28 protein-coding genes are annotated in these 24,668 nt (G+C 73.0%); 13 read left to right on the forward strand and 15 right to left on the reverse strand.

Annotated features, from left to right (window positions below):
- Positions 1–5: 5 nt before the first annotated feature.
- Positions 6–737 carry an RNA polymerase sigma factor SigF gene (locus BTM25_RS16935; protein WP_235828539.1) on the forward strand — a complete coding sequence of 244 codons (732 nt, stop codon included), beginning with the start codon at positions 6–8 and terminating at the stop codon, positions 735–737.
- Positions 738–779: 42 nt separating this feature from the next.
- Here the strand turns inward: BTM25_RS16935 and BTM25_RS16940 are convergent, their stop codons facing one another.
- Complete coding sequence (locus BTM25_RS16940; RefSeq protein WP_103563838.1) at positions 780–1,193, reverse strand: hypothetical protein; 414 nt, start codon at positions 1,191–1,193, stop codon at positions 780–782.
- Positions 1,194–1,313: 120 nt separating this feature from the next.
- On the opposite strand from BTM25_RS16940, the gene BTM25_RS16945 reads away from it, so the two are divergent.
- Both BTM25_RS16945 and BTM25_RS16950 read left to right on the forward strand, forming a co-directional pair.
- Entirely contained in the window at positions 1,314–2,255 is a 942-nt protein-coding gene (locus BTM25_RS16945) for a diacylglycerol/lipid kinase family protein (protein ID WP_103563839.1), read from the forward strand.
- 293 nt (positions 2,256–2,548) lie between these two features.
- On the forward strand, positions 2,549–2,809 hold the full coding sequence (locus BTM25_RS16950) for a WhiB family transcriptional regulator (protein ID WP_103563840.1): 261 nt from the start codon (positions 2,549–2,551) through the stop codon (positions 2,807–2,809).
- A gap of 105 nt (positions 2,810–2,914) precedes the next feature.
- Here the strand turns inward: BTM25_RS16950 and BTM25_RS16955 are convergent, their stop codons facing one another.
- On the reverse strand, positions 2,915–4,582 hold the full coding sequence (locus BTM25_RS16955; RefSeq protein ID WP_103563841.1) for a sensor histidine kinase: 1,668 nt from the start codon (positions 4,580–4,582) through the stop codon (positions 2,915–2,917).
- Positions 4,583–4,607: 25 nt separating this feature from the next.
- On the opposite strand from BTM25_RS16955, the gene BTM25_RS16960 reads away from it, so the two are divergent.
- The 4 genes from BTM25_RS16960 (at position 4,608) to BTM25_RS16975 (ending at position 7,590) form a co-directional block, all read left to right on the forward strand.
- Positions 4,608–5,780 carry an 8-amino-7-oxononanoate synthase gene (locus tag BTM25_RS16960; RefSeq protein ID WP_103563842.1) on the forward strand — a complete coding sequence of 391 codons (1,173 nt, stop codon included), beginning with the start codon at positions 4,608–4,610 and terminating at the stop codon, positions 5,778–5,780.
- 36 nt (positions 5,781–5,816) lie between these two features.
- On the forward strand, positions 5,817–6,626 hold the full coding sequence (locus tag BTM25_RS16965; protein WP_235828447.1) for a GntR family transcriptional regulator: 810 nt from the start codon (positions 5,817–5,819) through the stop codon (positions 6,624–6,626).
- A gap of 125 nt (positions 6,627–6,751) precedes the next feature.
- Complete coding sequence (locus BTM25_RS16970; protein WP_168212131.1) at positions 6,752–7,399, forward strand: Uma2 family endonuclease; 648 nt, start codon at positions 6,752–6,754, stop codon at positions 7,397–7,399.
- The gene (locus BTM25_RS16975) at positions 7,384–7,590 is read left to right on the forward strand and encodes a hypothetical protein (RefSeq protein ID WP_103563844.1); all 207 of its coding nucleotides are present in this window, start codon (positions 7,384–7,386) and stop codon (positions 7,588–7,590) included. The genes BTM25_RS16970 and BTM25_RS16975 overlap by 16 nt, the downstream gene beginning before the upstream one ends.
- Before the next feature lie 53 nt (positions 7,591–7,643).
- Here BTM25_RS16975 and bioB read toward each other — a convergent pair whose 3' ends face one another.
- From bioB to BTM25_RS17025, 10 genes are all read right to left on the reverse strand, one after another.
- A complete protein-coding gene (bioB, locus tag BTM25_RS16980) occupies positions 7,644–8,639 on the reverse strand; it encodes a biotin synthase BioB (RefSeq protein WP_103563845.1) in 996 nt (331 codons plus the stop codon).
- The gene (gene bioD / locus BTM25_RS16985; protein ID WP_168212132.1) at positions 8,636–9,370 is read right to left on the reverse strand and encodes a dethiobiotin synthase; all 735 of its coding nucleotides are present in this window, start codon (positions 9,368–9,370) and stop codon (positions 8,636–8,638) included. Before bioD ends, bioB begins: the two co-directional genes overlap by 4 nt.
- Positions 9,371–9,445: 75 nt before the next feature.
- The gene (gene bsaP, locus BTM25_RS16990; protein ID WP_103563847.1) at positions 9,446–9,634 is read right to left on the reverse strand and encodes a biotin synthase auxiliary protein BsaP; all 189 of its coding nucleotides are present in this window, start codon (positions 9,632–9,634) and stop codon (positions 9,446–9,448) included.
- A 15-nt stretch (positions 9,635–9,649) separates the two neighbouring features.
- Complete coding sequence (locus tag BTM25_RS16995) at positions 9,650–9,862, reverse strand: biotin/lipoyl-binding carrier protein (protein ID WP_146059064.1); 213 nt, start codon at positions 9,860–9,862, stop codon at positions 9,650–9,652.
- A gap of 50 nt (positions 9,863–9,912) precedes the next feature.
- A complete protein-coding gene (locus BTM25_RS17000) occupies positions 9,913–11,250 on the reverse strand; it encodes an acetyl-CoA carboxylase biotin carboxylase subunit (RefSeq protein ID WP_103563848.1) in 1,338 nt (445 codons plus the stop codon).
- A gap of 160 nt (positions 11,251–11,410) precedes the next feature.
- Positions 11,411–12,718, reverse strand: a complete 1,308-nt coding sequence (locus BTM25_RS17005) for an HD-GYP domain-containing protein (protein WP_103563849.1) — start codon at positions 12,716–12,718, stop codon at positions 11,411–11,413.
- Positions 12,715–14,058 (reverse strand): HD-GYP domain-containing protein, encoded by a 1,344-nt coding sequence (locus BTM25_RS17010; RefSeq protein WP_205648127.1) that lies wholly within the window; start codon positions 14,056–14,058, stop codon positions 12,715–12,717. The genes BTM25_RS17005 and BTM25_RS17010 overlap by 4 nt, the downstream gene beginning before the upstream one ends.
- Positions 14,059–14,593: 535 nt before the next feature.
- Entirely contained in the window at positions 14,594–15,520 is a 927-nt protein-coding gene (locus BTM25_RS17015; protein ID WP_103563850.1) for an NAD-dependent epimerase/dehydratase family protein, read from the reverse strand.
- A 37-nt stretch (positions 15,521–15,557) separates the two neighbouring features.
- Positions 15,558–15,863, reverse strand: a complete 306-nt coding sequence (gene rsrA / locus BTM25_RS17020) for a mycothiol system anti-sigma-R factor (protein WP_103563851.1) — start codon at positions 15,861–15,863, stop codon at positions 15,558–15,560.
- A 3-nt stretch (positions 15,864–15,866) separates the two neighbouring features.
- Positions 15,867–16,616 (reverse strand): sigma-70 family RNA polymerase sigma factor, encoded by a 750-nt coding sequence (locus BTM25_RS17025; protein ID WP_235828448.1) that lies wholly within the window; start codon positions 16,614–16,616, stop codon positions 15,867–15,869.
- Positions 16,617–16,834: 218 nt separating this feature from the next.
- Here BTM25_RS17025 and BTM25_RS17030 point away from each other — a divergent pair, with 218 nt between their 5' ends.
- Complete coding sequence (locus BTM25_RS17030; protein WP_103563852.1) at positions 16,835–17,638, forward strand: class I SAM-dependent methyltransferase; 804 nt, start codon at positions 16,835–16,837, stop codon at positions 17,636–17,638.
- A 145-nt stretch (positions 17,639–17,783) separates the two neighbouring features.
- Here BTM25_RS17030 and BTM25_RS17035 read toward each other — a convergent pair whose 3' ends face one another.
- The gene (locus BTM25_RS17035) at positions 17,784–18,650 is read right to left on the reverse strand and encodes an SOS response-associated peptidase (RefSeq protein WP_328589648.1); all 867 of its coding nucleotides are present in this window, start codon (positions 18,648–18,650) and stop codon (positions 17,784–17,786) included.
- 9 nt (positions 18,651–18,659) lie between these two features.
- Here BTM25_RS17035 and BTM25_RS17040 point away from each other — a divergent pair, with 9 nt between their 5' ends.
- From BTM25_RS17040 to BTM25_RS17055, 4 genes are all read left to right on the forward strand, one after another.
- On the forward strand, positions 18,660–19,355 hold the full coding sequence (locus BTM25_RS17040) for a DoxX family protein (RefSeq protein WP_103563853.1): 696 nt from the start codon (positions 18,660–18,662) through the stop codon (positions 19,353–19,355).
- 64 nt (positions 19,356–19,419) lie between these two features.
- On the forward strand, positions 19,420–20,430 hold the full coding sequence (gene rsgA / locus BTM25_RS17045) for a ribosome small subunit-dependent GTPase A (protein ID WP_103563854.1): 1,011 nt from the start codon (positions 19,420–19,422) through the stop codon (positions 20,428–20,430).
- A gap of 69 nt (positions 20,431–20,499) precedes the next feature.
- A complete protein-coding gene (gene hisN / locus BTM25_RS17050; RefSeq protein WP_103563855.1) occupies positions 20,500–21,303 on the forward strand; it encodes a histidinol-phosphatase in 804 nt (267 codons plus the stop codon).
- 109 nt (positions 21,304–21,412) lie between these two features.
- Positions 21,413–21,604: a hypothetical protein gene (locus tag BTM25_RS17055; protein WP_103563856.1), complete on the forward strand. Its 192-nt coding sequence runs from the start codon at positions 21,413–21,415 to the stop codon at positions 21,602–21,604.
- A 7-nt stretch (positions 21,605–21,611) separates the two neighbouring features.
- Here the strand turns inward: BTM25_RS17055 and BTM25_RS17060 are convergent, their stop codons facing one another.
- The gene (locus tag BTM25_RS17060) at positions 21,612–21,995 is read right to left on the reverse strand and encodes a hypothetical protein (RefSeq protein WP_146059065.1); all 384 of its coding nucleotides are present in this window, start codon (positions 21,993–21,995) and stop codon (positions 21,612–21,614) included.
- An 83-nt stretch (positions 21,996–22,078) separates the two neighbouring features.
- On the opposite strand from BTM25_RS17060, the gene lhgO reads away from it, so the two are divergent.
- Entirely contained in the window at positions 22,079–23,263 is a 1,185-nt protein-coding gene (gene lhgO, locus BTM25_RS17065) for an L-2-hydroxyglutarate oxidase (protein WP_103563858.1), read from the forward strand.
- 4 nt (positions 23,264–23,267) lie between these two features.
- Here the strand turns inward: lhgO and BTM25_RS17070 are convergent, their stop codons facing one another.
- Complete coding sequence (locus BTM25_RS17070) at positions 23,268–24,656, reverse strand: carboxylesterase/lipase family protein (protein WP_103563859.1); 1,389 nt, start codon at positions 24,654–24,656, stop codon at positions 23,268–23,270.
- Between the last annotated feature and the right edge of the window lie 12 nt (positions 24,657–24,668).

Genomic DNA, 24,668 nt, shown 5'->3' on the forward strand with positions numbered 1-24,668 from the left:
GGGCGATGTTCGAGCGGCTCGCCGAGCTGCCCGACGGCGACCCCGAGCGCCAGCGCATCCGCGACCAGCTCGTCGAGCTGCACCTGCCGCTCGTGGAGTACCTGGCGCGGCGGTTCCGCAACCGCGGCGAGTGGCTGGACGACCTGATCCAGGTCGCGACGATCGGGCTGATCAAGTCGATCGACCGGTTCGACCTCGGCCGCGGGGTGGAGTTCTCCACCTACGCGACGCCGACGATCGTCGGGGAGATCAAGCGGCACTTCCGCGACAAGGGCTGGGCGGTGCGCGTGCCGCGCCGCCTCCAGGAGCTGAAGCTGTCGCTGACGAAGGCGATCAGCGACCTCGCCCAGCGGGAGGGCCGCGCGCCGACGGTCAGCGAGCTGGCCGCGCACCTGCAGATGACCGAGGAGGAGGTGCTGGAGGGCCTGGAGTCCGCCAACGCCTACTCCACGGTCTCGCTGGACGCGCCCGACTCCGGCGACGAGGACGCGCCCGCCGTGGCGGACTCGCTCGGCATGATCGACGAGTCGCTGGAGGGCGTGGAGTACCGGGAGTCGCTGAAGCCGCTGCTGGAGAAGCTCCCGGCGCGGGAGAAGCGGATCCTGCTGCTGCGGTTCTTCGGGAACATGACGCAGTCGCAGATCGCCGCGGAACTGGGCATCTCGCAGATGCACGTGTCGCGGCTGCTGGCACGGACGCTGGCGCAGCTCCGCGACGGGCTGACGGCCGACGAGTAGTCGCGGACGGGCAGCGCGGACCTTGCGGTGCCCGTCCCGTCGTCAGGAGTCGGTTCCGGCGGGCTCGCGGTCGTCGTCGGCCTCGCGGGCGAGCCAGGCGGTGTTGGCCGGGCTGAGCAGCGCGACGAGCGCGGCGAGCGCGACGGCGCCGAGCGGGAGCGCGATCTCCGGCCGTCCGCTCTGCCACAGCGACCAGGCGACGGGCAGCGCGAAGAGCTGGGTGAGGACGCCGGGGGCGCGGCTGCGGGCGTCGCCGAGCAGGATCCCGCGCGCGACGGCGAGCATGGCGACGCCGCCGATCAGCGCGAGGACGGTGACGCCGACGGCGCTCACGGGGTCGACCGGGCTGCCGACGGCGGTCTCGACGCCGACGAACACGCCGATCCCGGTGGCCGTGAGCCCTTCGACGGCTTCGAGCGCGGCGGCGGCGTGGGCGAGGGCGGGTCGCTGGGACACATCCGAAACCCTACTCGTCCGGTCCGGGTGGGGCCGACCGGGGAACGCGATGACGCCTTCGGCACGTTCCAAGCCGGGTTGTCGGTTCGGCGCACGGAGCGCGGTGGATAACCTGGCGCCGTGCGCGCCATGCTGATCGCCAATCCGAAGGCGACCTCCACCTCGCGGCAGGCCCGGGACACACTCGTCCGGGCGTTCGCCGGCGATCTCGACCTCGTCCTCGCCGAGACCGCGCACCGGGGGCACGCGACGGAGCTGGCGCGGGACGCGGCGCGCGACGGGTTCGACGTCGTGATCGCGCTCGGCGGCGACGGGACGGTCAACGAGACCGTCAACGGACTGCTCACCGACGGCCCGGACCTGAAGCTGCCCGCGCTGGCGGTGCTGCCGTCGGGCAGCGCGAACGTCTTCGCACGGGCGCTCGGGCTGCCGGGCGACCCGGTGGGCGCGACACGGCACGTCCTCGCGGCGCTGCGGGCGGGACGGCACCGGACGGTCGGGCTCGGCGCGGCGTCCCTCCCCGACGGCACCGAGCGCTATTTCACCTTCTGCGCGGGCGTCGGCCTGGACGCCGAGGTCGTGCGGGAGGTCGAGCGGCTGCGGCTGGCCGGCGCGAAGGCGGACCCGTCACTCTATGTGCGCGCCGCCGTGCGCCAATTCTTCGCCGGAACGGATCGGCGCCGCCCCGCGCTGACGGTCGAGGCGCCGGGCGCCGCGCCGATTTCCGGGGTCTTTCTCGTGTTCGTTTCCAACACCGCGCCGTGGACTTTCCTCGGCCCGCTTCCGCTCAATCCGAGCCCGCGCGCGAACTTCGCGCTCGGCCTGGACGTGTTCGGAACGCGTTCGCTGAGCGCCGGGACGGTGCTCTCGGCGTTCGCGAAGATGCTCGTCGCGCGGTCGCGGCCGATGGGCGGGCGGCACATCGTGAACGTGCACGACGCCGAGCACGTCACGCTGCGGGCGACGCGTCCGGTGGCGTTCGAGTTGGACGGCGACTACCTGGGCGAACACGCGACGATCACGTTCCGCGCCGTGCCGAAAGCCGTGCGGATCGTCATATGAGGCTGGTCACAGCGTCCGTTAACAGGAAAGCAACCGCCCGGACCCACTGATGTGACACATCCGACATCCATACCTTGAGAAACGTTTCTCGGAGGTCTTGCGTCGTCCTGCGCGGCCCTGACACGCTCAAAGTGCGTTCTCCGCCGGGGTCGCAACGCTGCCGCCCCGAGCACGGCCGGAACGCCGCCGAACAATCCACCTGACCAAACTTTTTGCGTCTCGGGGTGTTCGCGACATGTGAAACCGTTCACAAGTTGAGTGTCTTCCACCACCGCGACGAAGGAGTGGACCGCATGGACTGGCGCCACCGCGCTGCCTGCCGTGACGTGGACCCCGAGCTTTTCTTCCCGATCGGGAACACCGGGCCCGCGCTCCTGCAGATCGAAGAGGCCAAGCAGGTTTGCCGCCGCTGCGACGTGACCGACGCGTGCCTGCGCTGGGCACTCGAATCCGGCCAGGACGCCGGCGTCTGGGGCGGGATGGGCGAGGACGAGCGCCGCGCCGTCAAGCGCCGCGCCGCCCGTGCCCGCGCCCGCGCGAACGCGGGTCTCTGACACCAGCCGATTGTTCCGGCGCGGCCTCCGAACCATTCGGCCGGAGAGCGCGACGCCGGCAGTACCGAAGAACGCCCGTGGGCAATCCACGGGCGTTCGGCATTTTCAGCGCGGCGGCGGACCCGGCCGATGCTGCTGGTCGAGCGGCACATCGACGACGACTTCCGTCCCGCCTTCTTCACGGCGGCGAAATTCCAGCCGGCCGCCCAGTTCCCCGACGATGAGCGTGCGGACGATCTGCAATCCCAGGCTGTTGCTGCTCTCCACGTCGAAGTCCGGCGGCAGGCCCGCGCCGTCGTCCAGGACGACGACCACGAGCCGCCGCCCGTCGGCGTCGTCGGGGACGGCGCGGCTCGGCGGCCCGCCCTCGCTGCCCGGCCACTCCCCCCAGACCCGGACGCTCGGCAGCGCCGACCCGGCGGGCGAGGCGTCCGGCGGCGGCCCCTCGCCGTACCGGACGGCGACGACCTCCAGCGTCCCGAACCGGTCGGCGAGCCCGTGCTCCAGCGCGTTCTGGAGCAGTTCGGTCAGCGCCATCGCCAGCGGCGTCGCGATCTCGGCGGGCAGCACGCCGAAACTGCCCGTCCGCTTGGGCGCGACCTGGGTCTCGGGCGTCGACACCTCGCCCGCCATCATGATCACCCGGTCGGCGATGTCGTCGAAGTCGATCAGCTCGTCCGGGGTGTGCGACAGCGTCTCGTGGACGATCGCGATGGACCCGACCCGCCGGACGGCCTCGTCCAGCGCCGCCCGCCCCTCGGGGACGCGCAGCCGCCGCGCCTGGAGGCGCAGCAGCGCCGCGACGGTCTGGAGGTTGTTCTTGACGCGGTGGTGGATCTCCCGGATCGTCGCGTCCTTGGTCATCAGCTCGCGGTCGCGCCAGCGCAGTTCGGTGACGTCCCGGCACAGCGCGATCGCCGCGATGCGGTTCCCGCCGACGACCAGCGGGATCGTCCGGATCTGCAGGACCGTCCCGTGCGCCTCGACCTCGACCTCGCGCGGCGCGCGTCCCGACAGGACGACGCTCAGCGCCTCCTCCTGCGGCTCCCCGGTGTCGCACAGCCCGGCGGTGACCTCGCCGAGCGACGCGCCGACCAGGTCGGCCTGGAACCCGAGCCGCCGGTAGGCCGACTGGGCGTTGGGGCTGGCGTAGGTGACGCGGCCCGCGCGGTCCAGCCGGATCAGCCCGTCCCCGACGCGCGGGGACCGGACGAGGTTCGGGTCCTCCCCCGGCACCGGGAACCGCCCGTCGGCGATCATCTGGGCGAGGTCGCTGGCGCTCTGGAGATAGGTCAGTTCGAGCCGCGACGGCGTCCGCGCGGAGCTGAGGTTGGTGCTGCGCTGGATGACGCCGAGCAGCTTCGCGCCGCGCCGGACGGGGATCGACTCCTCGCGGACGGGGATGCCGCTCCCCCACTCGGGGTCGCCTTCCCGGACGATCCGGCGCTCGCGCCACGCGACGTCGATGAGCCCGCGCCGTCCGGTCCGCACGACGCGGCCGACGAGGTCCTCGGAGTAGGCGGTCGGGCCGGTCGTCGGCCGCATCTGGGCGATCGCGACCCAGCCGGGGACGGTGTCGTCGGCGGGCGCGGGCGCGCGGCGGCGCGGATCCTCCGGCAGCGCGTCGGCGGACCGCAGCGGCACCCACAGCAGCAGGTCCGCGAAGGACAGGTCGGCGAGGAGCTGCCAGTCCGAGACGAGGGCGTGCAGCCATTCGAGGTCCGCCTCGGTGAGATCGGTATGGTCACGGACCAGATCGCTCAAGGTGGGCACCTTCCCATCATGGCAGGATGCGGGCATGACCGACGTCACCGATCCGCTCGCCCGGTTCCGCGCCGCCGCGGCCGTCCGCGCCGAGGCGGGGCTGCGCCGCGCGCTGGCGCCCCGGACGGCCGATCACGACGGCCTCATCGACCTCGCGTCCAACGACTACCTCGGGCTGAACGGCGACCCCCGGCTGGCGGCGGGCGCGGTCGCGGCCGTCCGGGAGTGGGGGACGGGCTCGACCGGCTCCCGGCTCGTCACCGGGACGACCGCGCTGCACGCCGAACTGGACCGGCGCCTCGCCGCGCTGACGGGCTGCGCGGCGGGCCTGGTGTTCTCGTCGGGGTTCCTGGCGAACCTCGGGGCGGTCGCGGGCCTCGGCGGCCCCGGCGTGCTGGTCGTGTCGGACCAGGTCAACCACGCGTCGATCGTGGACGCGTGCCGCTTGTCACGGTCCCGCGTCGTCGTGACGCCGCACCGGGACGCGGCGGCCGTCGCCGAGGTCCTGGCCGCCCGCGAGGAGGAGCACGCGCTCGTCGTCACCGACGCGGTGTTCTCCGTGGACGGCGACCTGGCCCCCCTCGCCGACCTGCACCGCGCGGCCCGCGCGAACGGCGCCCTGCTGGTGGTGGACGAGGCGCACGCGCTCGGCGTCGTCGGCCCCGGCGGGCGGGGCGCCGCGCACGCCGCCGGGATCGCCGGGGAGCCCGACGTCGTCCTGACCCTCACGCTGTCCAAGTCGCTGGCCGCGCAGGGCGGCGCGGTGCTCGGCGCCCCCGAGGTCATCGAGCACCTGGTCGACACCGGACGGGCGTTCATCTTCGACACCGGCCTCAACCCGGCCGCCGCCGGTGCCGCGCTCGCCGCGCTGGACGTCCTCGCCGCCGAACCGGACCTGCCCGGCCGCGCGCGGGCCAACGCGCGGCGCGTCCGGGACCTCGCCCGCGCCGCGGGCCTGGCCACCGCCGACCCGGCCGCCGCGGTCGTCCCGGTCTTCCTCGGCGAACCGCACGCCGCGCTGGACGCCCAGCGGATCTGCCGCGACCACGGCGCCCGCGTCGGCTGCTTCCGTCCGCCGTCGGTGCCCAAGGGACGCGCGTGCCTGCGCGTCACGGCCCGTGCGACGCTCGGGGAGGCGGATTTCACGACACTCGCGGACGCCCTTCGCGCCGTGGCACGTTCTACCGGCCGTAGTCTGCACACGTAACATCGGGAGAACCGGTGATGAACGTGAGGAGAGACCGTGACGGAGGTCAGAGGCGGCGGCCCCCGGCACGGGGACGGCGCGCAACACCCCTACGACCGCGCCGCGCTCGCGGACCTGGGCAAGCACCACACCCCGTCCGCGCCGCGCATCCCCAAGTACTACAAGCTGAAAGAGCTGCTGGTCGAGCTGATCCAGTCGCTCCCGGCCGGCAGCCCGCTGCCGCCTGAGCGGACTCTCGCGGAGAAGTACGAGACGTCCCGGACGACCGTCCGGCAGGCCCTCGCCGAACTCGTCGTGGAGGGACGCCTCCAGCGCATCCAGGGCAAGGGCACGTTCGTCGCCAAGCCGAAGGTCGCGCAGGAACTCCAGCTCGTCTCCTACACCGAGGACATGCGCCACCACGGCCTGCGTCCCGAGACCCGCATCCTGGAGATCGGCTACGTCAGCGCGGACGAGCGGCTGGCGGCGCTGCTGGCGATCCGTCCCGGCGGCCGGGTGCTGCGCATCCACCGGCTCCGGCTCGCCGACGGCGAGGCCATGTCCATCGACACCTCGCACCTGCCCGCCCGCCGCTTCCCGGGCCTGCGCCGCGAACTCCCCCGGCACCGCTCGCTCTACGAAACGCTCGCGACGGCGTACGACGTCCACCTCGCCGAGGCCGAGGAGACGATCGAGACCGTCCTCGCGACCCCGCACGACGCCCAGCTCCTCGCGGTGGACGTCGGCCTTCCTCTTCTTCTTCTCTCCCGCCACGCCGTGGATTCCACCGGCCAGCCCGTCGAATGGGCACAATCGCTTTATCGCGGCGACCGCTACAAGTTCATCACGCGCCTCCGCCGCGACTGACGTCCTTCATCGGACGGCACGTCACAGAGCGCGACGAGATCCCACGTTCTGGGTACGCTCGTCTCAACCCGACCCTACGATGACGGGAGCAGATCGTGAGGGAGGAGTCACCTAAAGTGACAAAAGTGAAAATTCAGGAATATGAGGCGACGCTCCCGGACTCATTGCACAAGCTATGGGTCAGCGGCGAACTCCACGACATCCTTCACCTCCCCGACGAAGGCCCCCGAGTCGAGATCATCGGAGGAGAGATCGTCGTGTCCCCCGCCGCCGCGCTTCGCCACAACTTCATCGTCGGCCGGATCGCTGAAACGCTGCGCCGCGCGAAAGACCATCGCGACGAGTTCCCCTGGACCACTGATCAGAACACCGGGCTGACCATCGGGGAGGCGCTGGAAGAGTACATTCCCGACCTCGTCGTCTTGGACGAGGAGGTTCTCGACACGGCCAACGAGACGGGCGAGAACATCCTCACCCCGGACCAGATCGAACTCGTCGTCGAGGTCACGTCGCAACGGAACGCCAAGAACGACCGCCCTCGCCCGTCGGGTTCGCGGACGAAGAGCAAGTGGGTCAGCTACGCCCGCGCCGGCATTCCTTACTACCTGCTGATCGACCGTGACCCGAAAATCGCCCGGACGATCTTGTACTCGGTTCCCGACGGTGGCGTCGGCGCATACCTCCACTCCGAGGAGTGGGAGTTCGGCAAGACGATCCACCTGCCCGAGCCGTTCGACATCGACATCGACACGAGCAAGTGGACGACCTGGTGAGCGACGGCCCGGACATGAAGAGCTACAAGATCAGGTTCACGGGTGACACGAGGGTCCTTCTTCCGGACGAGCCCTTCAACATGTTCGCGTCCGGGGAGCTTCACGACTATCTGCGGATGCCCCACGACGGCACCCGCGTAGAGATCATCGGCGGCGTCATCCACGTGTCGTCGTACGGCGACGAGGACTGACTCATGACGGCCCGTCCCGCGGCGCGGGCGGGACGGGCCGTCCAAGTGCGGGGTCAGAGGGTCTTGGACAGGGCCTTGATGGGCATTTCGAGTTCGGTCAGCAGTTCCAGGTCCTGCTCGGCGGGACGGCCCAGCGTCGTCAGGTAGTTGCCGACGATCACCGCGTTGATGCCGCCGAGCATCCCCTCGCGGGTGCCGAAGTCGCCGAGCGTCAGCTCGCGCCCGCCCGCGTAGCGCAGGATCGTCCGGGGCAGCGCCAGCCGGAACGCGCCGATCGTCTTCAGCGCCTCCGCGCCCTCCACCAGCGGACGGTCCGCGAACGGCGTGCCCGGACGCGGCGTCAGGAAGTTCAGCGGCACCTCGTCGGGCTCCAGCTCGGCGAGCTGCCCGGCGAACTCGGCGCGCTGCTCGCGCGTCTCGCCCATGCCGATGATGCCGCCGCAGCACACCTCCATGCCGGCGTCCTTCACCATCCGCAGCGTGTCCCAGCGCTCCTCCCACGAATGCGTGGTGACGACGTTCGGGAAGTGCGACCGGGCGGTCTCCAGGTTGTGGTTGTAGCGGTGGACGCCCATCGCCGCCAGCTCGTCCACCTGCTCCTGCGTCAGCATCCCGAGCGAGCACGCGATGTTGATGTCCACGGCCGCGTTGATCGCCGCGACGCCCTCGCGGACCTGGTTCATCAGCCGCTCGTCCGGGCCGCGCACCGCCGCGACGATGCAGAACTCGGTCGCGCCGGTCTTCGCGGTCTCCTTCGCCGCCTCCACCAGCTCGGGGATGTTCAGCCACACCGCCCGGACGGGCGACTGGAACGTGCCGGACTGGGAGCAGAAGTGGCAGTCCTCCGGGCAGCCGCCGGTCTTCAGCGAGACGATGCCCTCCACCTCGACCTCGGGGCCGCACCAGCGCATCCGGACGTCGTGGGCGAGCGCGAGGAGGTCCTTCAGCCGGTCGTCGGGGAGGTTGAGGCAGTCGAGCACCTGGGACGCGGACAGGCCGCGGCCCTCGTCGAGCACCTGGCGGCGGGCGACGTCGAGGATGTCGGTCACGGGATCTCCTTCTGGGGCAGACCGTGGGCGGCGTGGAACGCCACGGGGTCGAACGCTCCGCCGAACGCCGGGGCTAGGCCCCCGCGGGCGGCGAGCAGGAACTCGGCCGGGTCGAGCGCCCCCGCGCCCGCGGGCAGCGCCCCGGCGAGCGGACGGGCGGCGATCGTCTCCAGGTCGCGCAGGTTGCCGCGCATGGCGAGGTCCGGGTCGTCCGGCCACGCCCCGACGACGACCCCGGCGAGCTGGACGCCGCGGTGCGCGAGCGCCTCCAGCGTCAGCGCGGTGTGGTTGAGCGTCCCGAGGCCGGGCCGGGTGACGACCAGGACGGCCGCGCCGAGCCACCGCGCGAGGTCGGCGATGGTGCGGCCCTCGTCGTCGTAGCGGACGAGCAGCCCGCCCGCGCCCTCCACCAGCACCAGGGACCGGGACGCGGCGAGCGTCCCGACCTCCCCGGCGACCTCGGGCAGCCGCACCGGGGGGAGGCCCGCGTGCCGCGCCGCCGCCGCGGGCGACAGCGGGTCGGGGAAGCGGGCGCACTCGTGCAGGTCGGTGACGCCGGCGAGCCGCCGGACGTCGTCGAGATCGCCGGGCTCACCGGGCTCGACGCCGGTCTGGCCGGGCTTCACCACCGCCACCGAGGCCCCACGCGCCGCCGCCAGCGCGGCCAGCGCGGCGGTGACGACGGTCTTCCCGACTCCGGTACAGGTACCGGTCACCACGAGCACACTCACGTGCGGCACACTAGCGTGCGCCCCTAAACCGCTGTCGCTGCCGGATCCCACAGTGTTGGAGGCCCGGACTTTGTATCAGCCGCGCGTCTCGCCGTGCTCGGAGCAGCGGGCCGTCCAGCCGAGCGGCGTCACCTGGACGATCATGCGGCGGCGGCACGCCGGGCAGTAGCGCGGCGGCTCCATCGCGCGGGCGGCGCGGCACGCGTCGTGCGGGCCGTCGGCGTCCGGAGTGCCGCAGCGGTCGCAGTAGGTCGTCGTCTCCACGGCGGCACCCTACTCTTACTCGATCACCGCGAGCAGGTCGCCCGCCTGGACCTGGGCGCCCGCGACGACGGCGAGCCGCGTGACCACGCCCGGCCCCTCCGCCTGCACGGGGATCTCCATCTTCATCGACTCCAGCAGGACGAGGGTGTCGCCCTCGTTGACACGCTCGCCCTCGGCGACCGTGACCTCCAGCAGCTTCGCCACCATCTCCGCGCGGACCTCGGTCACGGCGGGCTCCCTTCTCCATCGCAAGTGCCGCCCGGCGGGGGCGGCGCCGGTCAGGCGTCCCGCATCCGTCCGACGAGCGCGGTGTCGTGGCCGCCGTCCCGGAACTCGGGACGGTCGAGCAGTTCGAGGTAGAACGGGATGTTGGAGCGCGGCCCCTCGACGCGGAACGCGCCGAGCGCGGCACGCGCCCGTTCCAGGGCCGCCGGACGGTCGGCGGCGTGGACGCAGAGCTGCGCCATGAGCAGGTCGTAGACGGGCGAGACCGCGCCGCCCTCGGCGTATCCGGCGTCGACGCGGATGCCGTCGCCGACCGGCTCCTCCCACACCCGGACGCGGCCCGGGCCGGGCAGGAAGCACTTGGGGTCCTCGGCGTAGATCCGGAACGCCAGCGCGTGGCCGCGCGGCGCGGTGCCGGTGAACGTGACGGGCTCGTCCGCGGCGACCCGGAGCTGCTGTTCGACCAGGTCGATGCCGGTGACCAGCTCGGTGACGGGATGCTCGGCGGACAGGCTCGCGCCCAGCTCCAGGAAGTAGAACTCGCGGGCGGCGGGCGCGACGAGGAACTCGACCGTCCCGGCGCCCCGGTAGCCGACGGCCTCGCCCGCGCGGACGGCCGCGTCCGCCATCCGGGCGCGCAGTTCGGCGTCCAGCGCGGGCGACGGGGACTCGCCGACGAGCTTCTGGTGCCGGCGCTGCACCGAGCAGTCGCGGTCGCCGAGGGCGACGACGGTGCCGTCCGCGAGCCCGAGGATCTGGATCTCGACGTGCCGCGCGCCGGTGACGAACCGTTCCAGCAGGATGTCGGAGCCGTCGAAGAACCGCTCGGCGCGGCTGCGGGCGGTGCGGTAGGCGGCGCGCAGGGCGTCCTCGGCGTGCGCGGCGCCCATCCCGACGCCGCCGCCGCCCGCCGCGGCCTTGACCATGACGGGGTAGCCGATCCGCTCGGCCTCCTCGACGGCGGTGTCCTCGTCCGGGACGGGCTCCCAGACGCCGGGGCAGACCGGGACGCCCGCCTCCTTCATGAGGTTCCGCGCGTTGATCTTGTCGCGCATCCGGGCGATGGCGAGCGGCGGCGCGCCGATCCAGCCGAGGCCCCGGTCGGCGACGGCGCGGGCGAACGCGGCGTTCTCGGCGAGGAACCCGTAGCCGGGGTGGATCGCCTGCGCGTTGGTGCGGCGCGCGGCCTCCAGGATCGCGGCGCCGTCGAGGTAGCTGCGCGACGGGTCGGCGGACCCGATGAGGATCGCCTCGTCGGCCTCGGCGACGAACGGCGTCTCCGCGTCGGCCTCGGAGTACACCGCGACGGCCTTCAGCCCCATCGCGCGCACGGTGTGGACGACCCGGCTGGCGATCTGGCCGCGGTTCGCCACGAGGACGGACTCGAACACGGAAACGGCTCCCTCTCGTCTGCCGGCAGGTCTTCGCGCCGAGATTAGCCCGGTCCGGGCCGCCCCGGCGGCGGCGCGGACGACAAATACCCGCGCGTGGTTTTGTCGGTACCCGCCCTTCACCCGGCACACCCCGGCGCGACGGACATGCCGGTCGGTGTCAGTGGCGGGGGCGGCGGTCCACGACGCGCGACAACGCCTCCACGACGGCCGGGTCGTACTCGGCCGCCGAGTCCAGCCGGAGCCGTTCCAGCACGGCCGCGCCCCGGTCCCGGTCGCGCGAGTCGCCGACGAGGTCGTCGTAGGCGTTGGCGACCTTGATGATGCGCCCGGCGAGCGGCGGGGACGGCTCGGCGTCGCTCTGGCCCGTCCGGTACGGGTGGGACGAGAGCCGCACGATGGCGGCGACCCGGTCCAGCACGCCGGTCTGCTTGATGACCTCGGCGCCGAGTTCGGCGATGCGGCGCTGCTCGGCGGGCGAGGCGAGGACGGTCGCGCCGCCCGGGATCGGGTCGCCGAGCGCGAGCTGCCCGATGTCGTGCATGAGCGCCGCGTACTCCAGTTCGAGCAGTTCCTCCTCGGACATGCCGAGTTCGCGTCCCATCGCGACCGCGAGCCGCGACACGCGCCGCGAGTGCCCGGTCTCGACGTACCCGCCGACCTCGGTGACCCGCGACAGCGCCCGGACGGTCTGCAGGTACGTCGCGCGGATCCCGGCGTAGCGGCGGAACGCGAACTGGGTGACGAGGATCGGCGCGGTGAACACCAGCAGCGCGGCGGGGCCCATGACGGTCGTCGCGACGGCGATGAGCATCGCGGTCGCGTTCGTCGCGGCGCACAGGGCGAGCTTGGCGCGGATCTCGTCCCGGACGGCGATCCCGAACCGCACCGACTCGGCCCGCAGCACCGCCGTGACCAGCACTTCCAGGAAGCACGACAGCACCACCACGACGCCCATCACCGCGAGCAGCACCTGCCACGCCGGATGCAGTTCGAGGATCGGACGGAACAGGAACGCCACGATCGCAATCGTGAGCAGGCGCCGCGCCATCGCGTCCGGCCGCGGCGAGCGCCCGACGGCCAGGTGCGGGAGCGTCCCGACGAGCATCCCGGCGGCGGCGACCGCGACGACCTGGAACGCCGAGTGCGTCGCGGGCACGACGTCGAGGAACCCCGCGCCGTCGCGTCCGTCCGCGCCGCGCCCGACCCCGGCGAGCAGCGCGTAGCCGAGCGCGCCCGCGGTGCCGACCGGAGCGACCTCGCGGTTGCCCGGCATCACCATCCGGAACAGCTCGCCGAGCGCGATGAGCACGCCGAAGAACACCGCCATGTCCGGCTGGACGAGCCGGACCGCCGCGACCTCGGTGACCGCGACCAGCACGACCAGCCCGGCCGTCGCCATCAGCAACGCCTGACCCGGATCGATCGTCTGCCACCCGGACCGCCGGTACCCCGTCCCAGCATTCACCGGGCGGCCCCGTCTCGGGTGACGCGGATCGGGGCGGTCGGGTCGTCGTGGTCCTGCGCGGTGGCCTGCGCGGCGTCCTCCGGGGGCGCGACGGGGCCGGGCGGATCCCAGCCCTCGCGGCCCAGGGCCGCGAGGAACGCGTCCACGATGACCGGGTCGAAGTGGTCGCCCGACGAGCGGCGCAGCTCCGCGACCGCCTCCTCGATGCTGCGCGCCGCGCGGTAGGACCGGTTGGACGTCATGGCGTCGAACGCGTCCGCGACCGAGATGACCCGCGCGAACTCGGGGATCTCGTCCCCGGCCAGGCCCATCGGGTAGCCGCGCCCGTTCATCTTCTCGTGGTGGTGCATGATCCCGGCGAGCGCCTCGTCCAGGAACCCGATCTCGCGGACGATCTCCAGCCCGCGCATCGGGTGGAGCTGGATCGCGGCCAGCTCGTGCTCGGTCATCGGGCCGTCCTTCTGCAGGACGGTCGTCGGGACGCCGAGCTTGCCCACGTCGTGCAGCATCCCCGCGTACCGGATCGCCTCGACGCGCGCGGGCCGCATCCCGATCTGCTGCGCGATCATCACCGAGCCGCGCGACACCCGCTCGGAGTGCCCGCGCGTGTAGTAGTCCTTGGTCTCGACGGCCTGGCAGAGCGCGGCGAGCGTCGCCGCGTGCGCGCGCTGCTGGTCGTGCGCCTGCTCCAGCGCCCAGCGGGCGATGAACAGCGGCAGCAGGACGAGCACCGCCGCGAACGCCCGGATCCCCGGCCACAGACCCGCGATGAGCAGGCCGAACATGCTGTAGCCGAGGCAGCCGAACACCAGGCGCCCGCTCTCGCGCAGCATCGCGCGCAGCGTGGCCTGCCTGGCGAGGACGAGGATGCCGGTCGTCAGCGCCAGGTTCACCAGCACGAACGTGATCGCGGCGGCGACGAACGGCCCGATCACGTGCTCCACCCACGCGGGCCCGCCCGGCGGGAACTTCGACCCGCCGAGCAGGTCGAACACGACCCCGGCCGCGAACCCGCCGAGCGCGAACTGCGCCGCGTTGAACATCCGCTTGACCGGCGCGAACATGCGCTGGCCCGTCACGACGGCGCTCAACCCGAGCAGCGCCGCGCCCGCCGGGCCGAGCATGACGACCGACGCCAAGCTCGCCGCGAAGCCCAGCGACACCCGGGCGCGTTCCACCGTGAGCTGCGCCGGAGCGGAGTCGCAGACGAGGAACAGCACGACGAGGACCGCGAGCGTCGCCCAGTCCAGACCGGTGAACGGCGCGGTGACGACGATGCCCGCCGCCAGCGCGACCACGCCGCACACGAACACCCACGCAGCCGCGGGCAGCTCACGCATAGCCGCTCCTCTTATTCAAGTCCCGGCCTGCTGCGCTCGCTGGCGCTCGCTCCGCAACCGTGCCTTGGGCGAGTGCTGCATCGCTTCGCGATCTTCCCGCCCGGGGGGACTCGCCTCCGGCTTCGTCCCCCCGGGCGCTCAGTTAACGCACTCGCGTGACGGCCGGGGTCGCTGCTCAACGCCCTCAAACCCAGGAAATGCCGCGCTTGGCTGTCTTCGTGCGCTTTGTGTTTTTGGTCATGGTCACGAGTCTCCCCCCACGTGCCCTGGGGCCCTCCGGGACAGGCCCGGGAGGGGCGCGCACCTTACAGGACGCACACCCCAGGATCCCTTAACTGATTCTGGGCCAAGCCTAACGTGGGTGTACTAAGCCACACAGGGATGCTGCGAATCGTGAGCAAAGCGTGAACTAATGACCACGCTAAGTGACGCTGCGGGCTCTTTTGTCGACGCTGCGTACGCGCACAATGCACATGCACACCTTGCTTGCACGCGAATCTGCACGTGCCCGCGCGCGGGGCGGTGAAGGCGGCTGTCAGGACGGCTGGGGCGCGCGCGACCTCGCCCACGCGACCGTCTTTTCCAGACCGTCGGAGAGTTCCGTGGACGGCTCCCAGCCCAAGGCCGTCCCGGTGTCGGACGGGTCGATCGCCATCGTCGGGAGGTCGCCCAGGCGCGGCGGGGCGAACGCCGGGTCGTCGGGGGCGCCCGCCGCTCGCGCGACCAGGGTGTGCAGGGCGCGGTCGGTGGTCTGGCGGCCGGTGCCGACGTTGAAGCGCCCGCCGCCGCCCGCCTCGCCGATCGCGCGGGCGAAGGCCTCCACGACGTCGGCCACGTAGACGTAGTCGCGGGTCTGGGAGCCGTCGCCGAACACGCGCGTCGGACGGCCGGAGAGCAGCGCGTCCGTGAAGATCGAGACGACGCCCGCCTCGCCCTCGGGCGTCTGGCGCGGGCCGTAGACGTTCGCGAGCGTCAGCGTCGTGAAGTCCAGGCCGTGCAGCGCCCGGTACATGCCCGCGTAGACCTCGCCCGCCACCTTCGACGCCGCGTACGGCGACGCGGGGCGCAGCGGGGCGTCCGCCGGGACGGGCAGGGCGTCGGGCACTCCGTAGACCGCGCAGCTCGACGTCAGCACGACCTTGCGTCCGCCGGCCGCGCGCATCGCCTCCAGCAGGTTCGCGGTGCCGAGCACGTTGACGCGGGCGTCGTGCGCGGGATCGGCGACGCTCGCGCGGACGCTCACCTGCGCCGCGAGGTGGCAGGCCGCCTCGGGGCGGAAGGCCGCGACCCGGGCCGCGACGGCCGGATCCGCGACGTCCATCTGCCACAACTCGACGTCGTCGCGGACGTTGGCGCCCGAGGACAGGTCGTCGAGGCCGACGACCTCGTGGCCGTCGGTCAGCAGCCGGTCGACGAGATGGGAGCCGATGAACCCGGCGGCGCCGGTGACGAGTACGCGCATTGCAGCACGATACAAGCGCACCGGCGCACCGGCCGGATCAGCCCTTCTCGGCGGGCGTTCCCGCCGGGGACGTCTCGGCGTCCTTCAGCTCGCCGCAGATCTGCTCGATGCGCCCGAGGATCCGGGAGCGCAGGTCCGCCGGGACGGGCTCGCACCCGCACGACTTGTGGACGAGCTTCTTGACCGACTCCTCCAGCCCGTACTCGCGCAGGCACGGCCCGCACTCGTCCAGGTGCTGGCGGACCTCGCCGCAACCGCCCTGGTCCAGCTCGCCGTCCAGATAGGAGTAGACGCGGGCCAGCACCTCGGTGCACGGGGTCTCATGCGCTTCGCCGCAGCTCATGCGTCATTCACCCTTTCCGCTCGCCCCGGAGAGCCCCCGCTCCCGGGCGTAGTCCTCGAGCATCCCCCGAAGCTGACGCCGGCCGCGGTGCAGCCGCGACATCACGGTACCGATGGGCGTGGCCATGATGTCGGCGATCTCCTTGTAGGCGAAGCCCTCGACGTCGGCGAGGTACACCGCGATGCGGAACTCCTCGGGCAGGTCCTGCAGGGCCCGCTTGACGTCGGAGTCCGGCAGGTGCTCCAGCGCCTCGGCCTCGGCGGACTTCAGCCCGCTGGAGGTGTGGGACTCGGCGCGCGCGAGCTGCCAGTCCTCGATCTCCTCGGCGCCCGACTGCTGCGGCTGGCGCTGCTTCTTGCGGTAGGTGTTGATGAACGTGTTCGTCAGAATGCGGTACAGCCACGCCTTGAGGTTCGTTCCCTCTTTGAACTGGTGGAACGATCCGAAGGCTTTGGCGAACGTCTCCTGCACGAGGTCCTCGGCGTCCGCGGGGTTGCGCGTCATCCGCAGCGCGGCCGAGTAAAGCTGATCCAAGTACGGGAGCACATCGCGCTGGAACCGCTCCTGGCGCTGCTCGACGGTCTCAGTGGTCCCCTGTACCTGACCCACCCCCTTGGCTGTGGCGACACCGGTGGCGTCGTCCCCGACCGACGATAGCGGGCCGCGTCGCCGCGGCACTCCGCCGGGGGCGGGCACCAGGCCGGGTGGCGTCGGGACGGACCCGCCCCGGCGTTCGGCAACGACTGTGGTCATCGAAGGGAACCTCCTCGCATCCTGTGAGACGGTGCAACACCGAAGGGCGTGTCCGGATTCCCGACCGGACCGTGGACGCGTCCGGTCCCGCGCGCCGACCCCCGCGCGGGACCGCCCCCGAAACCGGCGCGCGGCGACCCGACCCGCGGAGGGTGACGCCGGGCGCGACGGGGAAGAAGTTGACGTACACGGCGAGAACAGGAGCGGCCTTGCTACCGGTGCCGGCGCGACCTCCCGAGCCTCCCAGCACGACCGGCCGCCGCGGCCATGACGCGGGAGCCCCTGCGGCTGACGACGAGCCGCTCGCGCTTTATTGGGCGTTCTATTGGGCCGTGGCCGAGGCGCAGCTCGCGCGCTGGCTCCCCCGCCGGCCCGGGCGGCTGCTCGACGTCTCCGGCGACGACGGCCGCAGCGCCGCGCAGGCCGCCGGGGCGGGCCACCGCGTGATCGAGGTGGTGGAGCCCGCGCCGGACGCGGAGAAACCCGAGGTCCGGGCGGAGTCGCGGCCGAACGGCGTCCGGACGCTGATCGCCGACACCGACCGGCTGCACTACCTGACCGACGGGTCGGTGGACGGGGTCATCGCCGAGAACCGCGCCCTGTCGCGGCATCTGGTGACCGAGGCGGCGGTCGCGGAGATCGCCCGGGTCCTGCGGCCCGGCGGGAAGCTGCTGGTCTCGGTGGACTCGCTGACGCTCGGGATGGCGCTGCTGGCCGAGCAGAACCGGTGGGCGCACCTGTCGGACGTCCCGGCGGCGGAGGTGCTGCTCGTCCCCTGGCCGGACGGGACGATCACGCGCTGCTTCGGCACCGACCAGCTCCGCGAGCTGCTGACCGAGGCGGGCCTGGAGGTGGAGTGGATCCGGCCCCGGACGGTGCTGTCGCCGTCCACGGTGGAGCACATGCTGACGCGGTCGCCCGCGACGCTGCCGCGCCTGGTGAACACCGAGCTGTCGGCGCCCGCCGGCGACGACTCGCTGGGCGTGCACCTGCTGGCGTCCGCACGCCGCCCGGACTCCTGACCGCACCCGACTCGGCGCGGACCACGCACGCGGCCCTGGCACGTAGACCGGGCGCACGATCCGGGCACACGGATCCGGCGGCACGGATCCGGGGGACGCGCCGGGCGCGCGGGCCGGGGCGCGAGTGGACGGCCGGGGGCGGGGCTCAGAACAGGGCTCCCTCCCCCGGGCCTTCCCGGCCGTCCGGGCCGTCCGGGCCGTCCGACAGGGGTTCGATGAGCTGCGGCCCGTTGTTGCGGACGTTGCTCACCGCCTGCCCGACCGGGAAGGCCTCCATCGCGGTGGCGAGCGAGCCGCCGAGCGCGGGCACGAGCAGGCCCCGGACTTCGTCGGCGTCGGACAGGGCGGGGTCGAGCCAGGCGTCCCAGCGGTCGCGGCGGACGATCATCGGCATCCGGTCGTGGATGCGGCCGAGGGCGTCCGGCGCGTCGGTGGTGATGACCGTGCAGGTCCAGACCCACTCGTCGGCCGGCGACTTCCACAGCTCGTAGAGCCCGGCCATCGCCATGATCGAGCCGTCCTTCGGGCGGATGAAGAACGGCTGCTTGCGCGGCTTGCCCTCGCCCTCGGACTTGTACCACTCGTAGTAGCCGTCGGCGGGCAGCAGACAGCGGCGGCGGGCGAACGCGCGGCGGTAGGCGGGCTTCTCGTGGACGGTCTCGAACCGCGCGTTGATCATCCGGCTGCCGATCGCGAGGTCCTTGGCCCAGGACGGGACGAGCCCCCACCGCAGCGTCTTCAGCTCGCGCACGGCCTCGGTCGGCTCGTCGCGCGGAGCCCGCGTCAGGACGGCCGGGACCTGTTTGGTGGGCGCGACGTTGTAGTCGGGCTCCAGGTCCCCGTCGATGTCATCGAGGCCGACGGCGAACTGGTCGAGCAGCTCCTGCCGGGCCCGCGCCGTGGCGTAGCGACCGCACATGGACGCCATCTTGCCCGGCCCCTCCGACATTTCGCGGCGGAGGACGTCCGGGGCGGCGGGAGCCGCGTGCTTGATCAGGCATTTGATGGGCATGAGACCGGCATGCGACCCATCAGCACACCGATCACCCTGCTGGCCCGCCCGCTCGTGGCGGCCCCGTACCTCGTCGCCGGGCTGGAGACGCTGCGCAAGCCGCAGCAGCGCGCCGAACAGGCCGGCCCCGCCCTGAAGAACCTCGCCGACCGATTCGACTGGATGCCCACCAAGGACCCGGTGACGCTCGTCCGCATCGAGGGCGCGCTGAGCCTCGGCACCGGCGCGCTGCTGCTGGCCGGACGGTTCCGGCGGCTGACGAGCCTGCTGCTCGCGGCGCAGCTCGTCCCGGCGATCGCGACCGAGCACCGCTACTGGACCGAGGACGACCCCGAGCGCCGCGTCAGCGAACGCTCGCACCTGCTGAAGAACGCCGGGCTGTTCGGCGCGCTGCTCATGGTGGCCGCCGCGCCGGGCACGCGCGCGGAGAAGCTGAAGCACCAGGTCAAGCAGGCCAAGACGCAGGCCGTCGCGGAGACGCGGGTGCGGCGGGCGCAGTCGGCGGCGGACCTGCGGCACGCGCAGCGCGAGCTGGCCCGCCAGGTGCGGGACGCGCGGCGCGCGGCCGGGAAGGCGGGCGGGCGCAAGGCGGCCAAGGCCGTGAAGGCGACCCAGAAGGCGAACTGGAAGGCGGCCCGCAAATCGGGCAAGGCGTCCGGCGCGGTGAAGCCCGTCGGCAAGGTGCTCTCCCTGGCCGGACGGTGAGCCGATAATCTGAGCGCCATGCCCGCTGATCTCGCTACCGCCCCGCGCGGACGGGGGTAGGACCCTGGCACGGCGAACGAGCGACTACGACGAGGACGACGTCCGGGTCCGGCCCGGCCGACGTGGCTCGCGTCCGCGCACGCGCATCCGGCCGGCCCATGAGGACGCCGTGGCCGCGCTGGTCACTGCCGTCGACCGGGGCCGGTACCGGTGCCTGGTGGACGCCGGGACGGACGGGGAACGGCCCGTCACGGCGATGCGGGCGCGCGAGCTGGGCCGCAAGAGCGTCGTCGTCGGGGACAAGGTCGCGCTCGTCGGGGATCTCGGCGGCGGCCCGGACGCGCTCGCCCGGATCGTCCGGATCGAGCCGCGCACCTCGGCGCTGCGCCGCACCGCCGACGACACCGACCCGTTCGAGCGGGTGATCGTCGCGAACGCCGACCAGCTCGTCGTGGTGACGGCGCTGGCCGATCCCGAGCCGCGTCCGCGCCTGATCGACCGGACGCTCGTCGCGGCCTACGACGCCGGGATGGAACCGCTGCTCGCGCTGACCAAGGCGGACCTGGCCGGCCCGGACGCGCTGGTGGCCGAGTACGCGCCGCTCGGCGTCCCGTTCGTCGTGACCGAGCGCGGCGGGGACCTGGCGGAGCTGCGCGGCCACCTGTCCGGACGGGTGAGCGTGCTCGTCGGGCATTCGGGCGTCGGGAAGTCCACGCTGGTCAACGCACTGGTCCCGGACGCCGAACGCGCGGTGAGCCACGTCAACGCCGTCACCGGCCGGGGGCGGCACACGTCGTCGTCGGCGCTGGCGCTGGAGCTCCCGGACCGGGACGGCTGGATCATCGACACGCCGGGGGTGCGGAGCTTCGGTCTCGCGCACGTCACGCCGGAGAACGTGATCGGCGCGTTCGAGGACTTGGCGGAGGGCTCCGCCGAGCGCTGCCCGCCGCAGTGCGACCACCTCCAGGACGACTGCGGTCTGGACGGATGGGTCGCCGACGGGCACGCCACCGAGGCCCGGCTGCACTCGCTGCGCCGGCTGCTCCAGGCCCGCGAGGGTGGGGACGACCTGTAGCCGCCCGGACACGGGGGGAGGAATGCGGGCGATGCGCGCCGGGGAGGGCGTCCGGTACCGTGGCTCGCCGTGGCGGGCTATTCCGATGACCTGCGTCTCGCGCACGTACTGGCGGACGGGGCCGATGACATCACGAGCCGGCGCTTCCGCGCCCTCGATCTGGCCATCGACACCAAACCGGACCTGACGCCGGTCAGCGACGCCGACCGCAGCGTCGAGGAGCAGATCCGCGGGACGCTCAAGCGGGCCCGGCCGCGCGACGCGATCCTCGGCGAGGAGTACGGCCGCACCGGCTACGGGCAGCGCTGCTGGATCATCGACCCGATCGACGCGACGAAGAACTTCGTCCGGGGCGTACCGGTCTGGGCGACGCTGATCGCGCTGATGGACGGCGAGGAGGTCGTCGTCGGCGTCGTGTCGGCGCCCGCGCTGAACAAGCGCTGGTGGGCGGCGCGCGGCGGCGGCGCGTGGACGGGCCGGAGCCTGACCCGCGCGAGCCGCATGCAGGTGTCGTCGGTGTCCGGCCTGAAGGACGCCTCACTGTCGTTCTCCAGCCTCAGCGGCTGGGAGGACCGCGACCGCCTCGACAAGTTCCTCGACCTGACCCGCTCGGTGTGGCGGACGCGCGCGTTCGGGGACTTCTGGTCGCACATGATGGTCGCCGAGGGCGCGGTGGACGTCTCCTGCGAGCCCGAGGTGTCCCTGTGGGACCTCGCGGCGCTCCAGGTGATCGTCGAGGAGGCGGGCGGCATGTTCACCGACCTGTCCGGCCGTCCGGGCCCGGACGGCGGCAGCGTCGTCTGCACGAACGGCCTGCTGCACGCCGACGTGCTGCGCGCGCTCGGCGGAGGCTCGCTCTCCATCGTCCGCTGACCGTCGTCCCTGGTGACGGATCCGCCGCTCGCGACATATCGTGGATCGGAACGACGGCCCGCGCCCGTCCGTTGGGCAGGTGGGCGGTCCCTCGCGAAGGTAGGTGGAGATGTCGACCGGAACTAAGATCGCCATCGGCGGTGTCGTCGTCGGATTGCTGACGCTGTTCGTCTTCCCGTGGTGGCTGAGCACACTGATCATCCTCGGCGCGATCGGCCTGCCCGTGGCCGGGTACCTGCTGCTCGACCCGTCGCAGCGCAAGCGCGTCAACCGCCAGGCCCGCAAGCGCATCGGAAGCTGACCCGCGCTCAGGAGCGGATCGGCCCCGGGATGGTGCAGGAGATCTCGGCGAGCGTGACGGCGGGCCGGGGTCTCCTGGAAAGGTCCAGCCGGTAGCAGCGGAAGATGACGGTGTAGCTCGGGGCGAACAGGCCGTGATACTGCGCGACGCTCCGCAGGACGACCCGGGTCGTGCCGCCGACGGCGCCGATCGACTGGATCGCTATGCCCCGGCTCGTGTGCGCCGCCCACCTGATCTCCGTGGCCGTCGCCGTGCCGGGGAGGGACCGGGCGAACGCCTGCGCCTGCGCGGCCGAGCGTTCCCGCGCTTTCGCGGCGCCATCGGTACAGCCCGCGAGAAGCGGCGTCACGAGCAGGAGCATGGACGCGGAAGCGACGGCCGCTCGGTTCATGATGAAGGTCTGTCTCCCGATAAGAGGCGGCGAGGGCTCGACGCGCCCTCGCCGTTGAGAAAGTACCGGTGCGGGAGGCTAGGGTGCCCGGCGTGGAGCGGATCGGGGTTGTCGGGGCGGGGATCGTCGGGCTGGCGGTGGCGCGGCGGCTGGCCGCGACGCGGCCGGGCGCCGTGGTCACCGTCCTCGACAAGGAGGATCGGGTCGGCGCGCACCAGACCGGGCACAACAGCGGTGTCGCGCATGCCGGGCTCTATTACAAGCCGGGGTCGTTGAAGGCGACGTTGTGCCGGCGCGGGATCGGGCTGTTGAAGGAGTACTGCGTCGAGCGCGGGCTGCCTTACCGGGAGGTCGGGAAGCTCGTCGTCGCGCGGAACGCGGCCGAGTTCGCGGCGCTGCTCGACATCGAGGCGCGGGCGACGGCGAACGGCGTGCCGGGGCTGCGGCGGCTGGACGGGGCGGAGTTGCGCGCGGTCGAGCCGCACGCCGCCGGGATCGCCGCGCTGCACTCCCCCACGACCGCGATCGTGGACTTCGCCGCCGTGGCCCGCGCGTTCGCCGACGACGTCGTCGCGGCGGGCGGCGCGCTGCGGCTCGGGTTCGAGGTGCGGCGACTGCGCCCGCTCGGGGACCGGGTCGCGGTCGGGTCGCCGCACGAGGAACTGGTCTTCGACCGGCTCGTCGTGTGCGCGGGTCTCTGGTCGGACCGGCTGGCGCGGCTCGCCGGGGACGGACCGGCGCCCGCGATCGTGCCGTTCCGCGGCGAGTACTACCGGCTGGCGCCGTCCCGGACGGACCTGGTCCGCGGCCTCATCTACCCGGTGCCCGACCCCCGGTACCCGTTCCTCGGCGTCCACTTCACGCGGCGGGTGGACGGCGGCGTGGACGTCGGGCCGAACGCCGTCCTGGCGCTGGCCCGCGAGGGGTACCGGCGGCGCGACGTCCGTCCGGCGGACCTCCTGGAGACGCTGCGCTGGCCGGGGTTCCCGCGCCTGGCGCGGCGGCACTGGCGGACGGGCGCCGAAGAACTCCACGGCTCGTTCTCGAAGCGGGCCTTCGCGGCACGCGCGCGGGCGTTCGTGCCCGAGGTGACGGCCGCCGACCTGGTCCCGGCGCCGGCGGGCGTCCGCGCGCAGGCGGTGGACCGCGACGGCTCGCTGGTGGACGACTTCCGCATCACCCGGCGCGGCCCGGTCACGCTCGTCCGCAACGCGCCGTCCCCGGCCGCGACGTCGTCGCTGGCCATCGCCGAGCACATCGTGGCGTAGCGGCTCAGGCGAACGTCTGAACGGCGTCGTAGGGGGCCCAGCCCGGGTCTCCGTCGGTGATGAAGGAGACCCACGCGCGGTGCATCGCGTCGGCGAGCGGCTGCGGCGGCGCGTCCCCGGCCAGCGCGCTCGTGCCGGGCCTGTCGAGCGTGTCGAACACGAAGCCCAGTTCGAGCGCGTGGCATGCCCCGAGGTCCAGGACGGGCGAGGGCCAGGCGAACTCGTACATCCACGTCCGTCCGGCGTGGCCGCGCGCGAGACGGTGCGCCGGGCGGCGGAAGACGTGGTCGGTGACGACCGCGCAGAGCCGTTCGCCGGGGGTGCGCCCGGCGGCGGGGTGCGCGGCGAGGACGTCGGACGGCACGCCGAGCCCGGACGTCACCGCGTCGAAGAGGTCGTCGGTGATGACGTCGATGAGCCGGTTCGGGACGAGGTAGAGGTTGAACTCCTCACGGGTGTGCCCGACGAGGACGTCCACGTCCCGGCCCGCCCCCGCCTCGATGGCCTCGTCGGCGCGGCGCGGGAAGACGTCGCCGTCCAGGACCGGCATGAACGCCATCCCGCTCGCGGCGGTCGTGGCCCCCCAGCGGTCCGGGGCGGGCAGCATCGCGACCTCGTTCCCGACGGCGTCCTCCACCGGGAGGATCTTGGCGGGCGGCAGCGCGGCGAACGCCTCGGCGGTGGCGGGGATCCCGAGCCGCGCGGCGATCTCCGCCGTGACGCGCAGCGCGTCCGCGGGCTCCTGCGCGACCTGGCCCGCGCCGCTCTGCGCGACGGCCCGGTGGAACAGCCCGAGGTCGCGGGAGAGCAGCGTCGCCACGCTCATCCCGCCCGCCGACTCGCCCGCGACCGTGACGCGCGCGGGGTCGCCGCCGAACGCGGCGATGTTGTCGCGGACCCATTCCAGCGCGGCGATCTGGTCGCGCAGCCCCCGGTTGTCGGGCGCGCCGGGCAGGTGCGCGAAGCCCTCGACGCCGAGCCGGTAGTTGAGCGTCACGCAGACGACGCCGTCACGGGCGAACGCCGACCCGTCGTAGATCCCCACGGCGCCGGACCCGTTGCGGAACGCGCCGCCGTGGATCCACACCATGACGGGCAGCCCGGCCGCGCCCGGGTCGGGCGTCCAGACGTTGAGGTTGAGGCAGTCGTCGCCCGGGATGTCCGGATCGGACAGCAGCGTGCGGAAGACGCCCGCGTAGCCGGGCTTCGGGGCGGTGGGGCCGTACGCGGTGGCGTCGCGGACGCCGTCCCACGGCTCGGGCGGCTGCGGCGGACGGAACCGGTTCGGGCCGAACGGCGGCGCCGCGTAGGGGATGCCCAGGTAGGACGAGATCCCGTCGCGGACGGTGCCGCGCACCCGCCCGTACGCCGTCCGGACGACCGCTGACTCCATTGCCCGCCTCCC

The sequence above is a fragment of the Actinomadura rubteroloni genome (genome assembly GCF_002911665.1).
In the GTDB taxonomy this organism is placed as follows: Bacteria; Actinomycetota; Actinomycetes; order Streptosporangiales; family Streptosporangiaceae; genus Spirillospora; species Spirillospora rubteroloni.

Coding starts and splice junctions, on each gene's coding strand:
- BTM25_RS17025 (WP_235828448.1), bottom strand. CDS start 16,616: ATGACCACAGTCGTTGCCGAACGCCGGGGCGGGTCCGTCCCGACGCCA.
- BTM25_RS17040 (WP_103563853.1), top strand. CDS start 18,660: ATGCGACCCATCAGCACACCGATCACCCTGCTGGCCCGCCCGCTCGTG.
- BTM25_RS17060 (WP_146059065.1), bottom strand. CDS start 21,995: ATGAACCGAGCGGCCGTCGCTTCCGCGTCCATGCTCCTGCTCGTGACG.
- BTM25_RS16960 (WP_103563842.1), top strand. CDS start 4,608: ATGACCGACGTCACCGATCCGCTCGCCCGGTTCCGCGCCGCCGCGGCC.
- BTM25_RS17010 (WP_205648127.1), bottom strand. CDS start 14,058: ATGCGTGAGCTGCCCGCGGCTGCGTGGGTGTTCGTGTGCGGCGTGGTC.
- rsrA (WP_103563851.1), bottom strand. CDS start 15,863: ATGAGCTGCGGCGAAGCGCATGAGACCCCGTGCACCGAGGTGCTGGCC.
- BTM25_RS17035 (WP_328589648.1), bottom strand. CDS start 18,650: ATGCCCATCAAATGCCTGATCAAGCACGCGGCTCCCGCCGCCCCGGAC.
- BTM25_RS17015 (WP_103563850.1), bottom strand. CDS start 15,520: ATGCGCGTACTCGTCACCGGCGCCGCCGGGTTCATCGGCTCCCATCTC.
- BTM25_RS17070 (WP_103563859.1), bottom strand. CDS start 24,656: ATGGAGTCAGCGGTCGTCCGGACGGCGTACGGGCGGGTGCGCGGCACC.
- BTM25_RS16935 (WP_235828539.1), top strand. CDS start 6: ATGTTCGAGCGGCTCGCCGAGCTGCCCGACGGCGACCCCGAGCGCCAG.
- BTM25_RS17055 (WP_103563856.1), top strand. CDS start 21,413: ATGTCGACCGGAACTAAGATCGCCATCGGCGGTGTCGTCGTCGGATTG.
- BTM25_RS16950 (WP_103563840.1), top strand. CDS start 2,549: ATGGACTGGCGCCACCGCGCTGCCTGCCGTGACGTGGACCCCGAGCTT.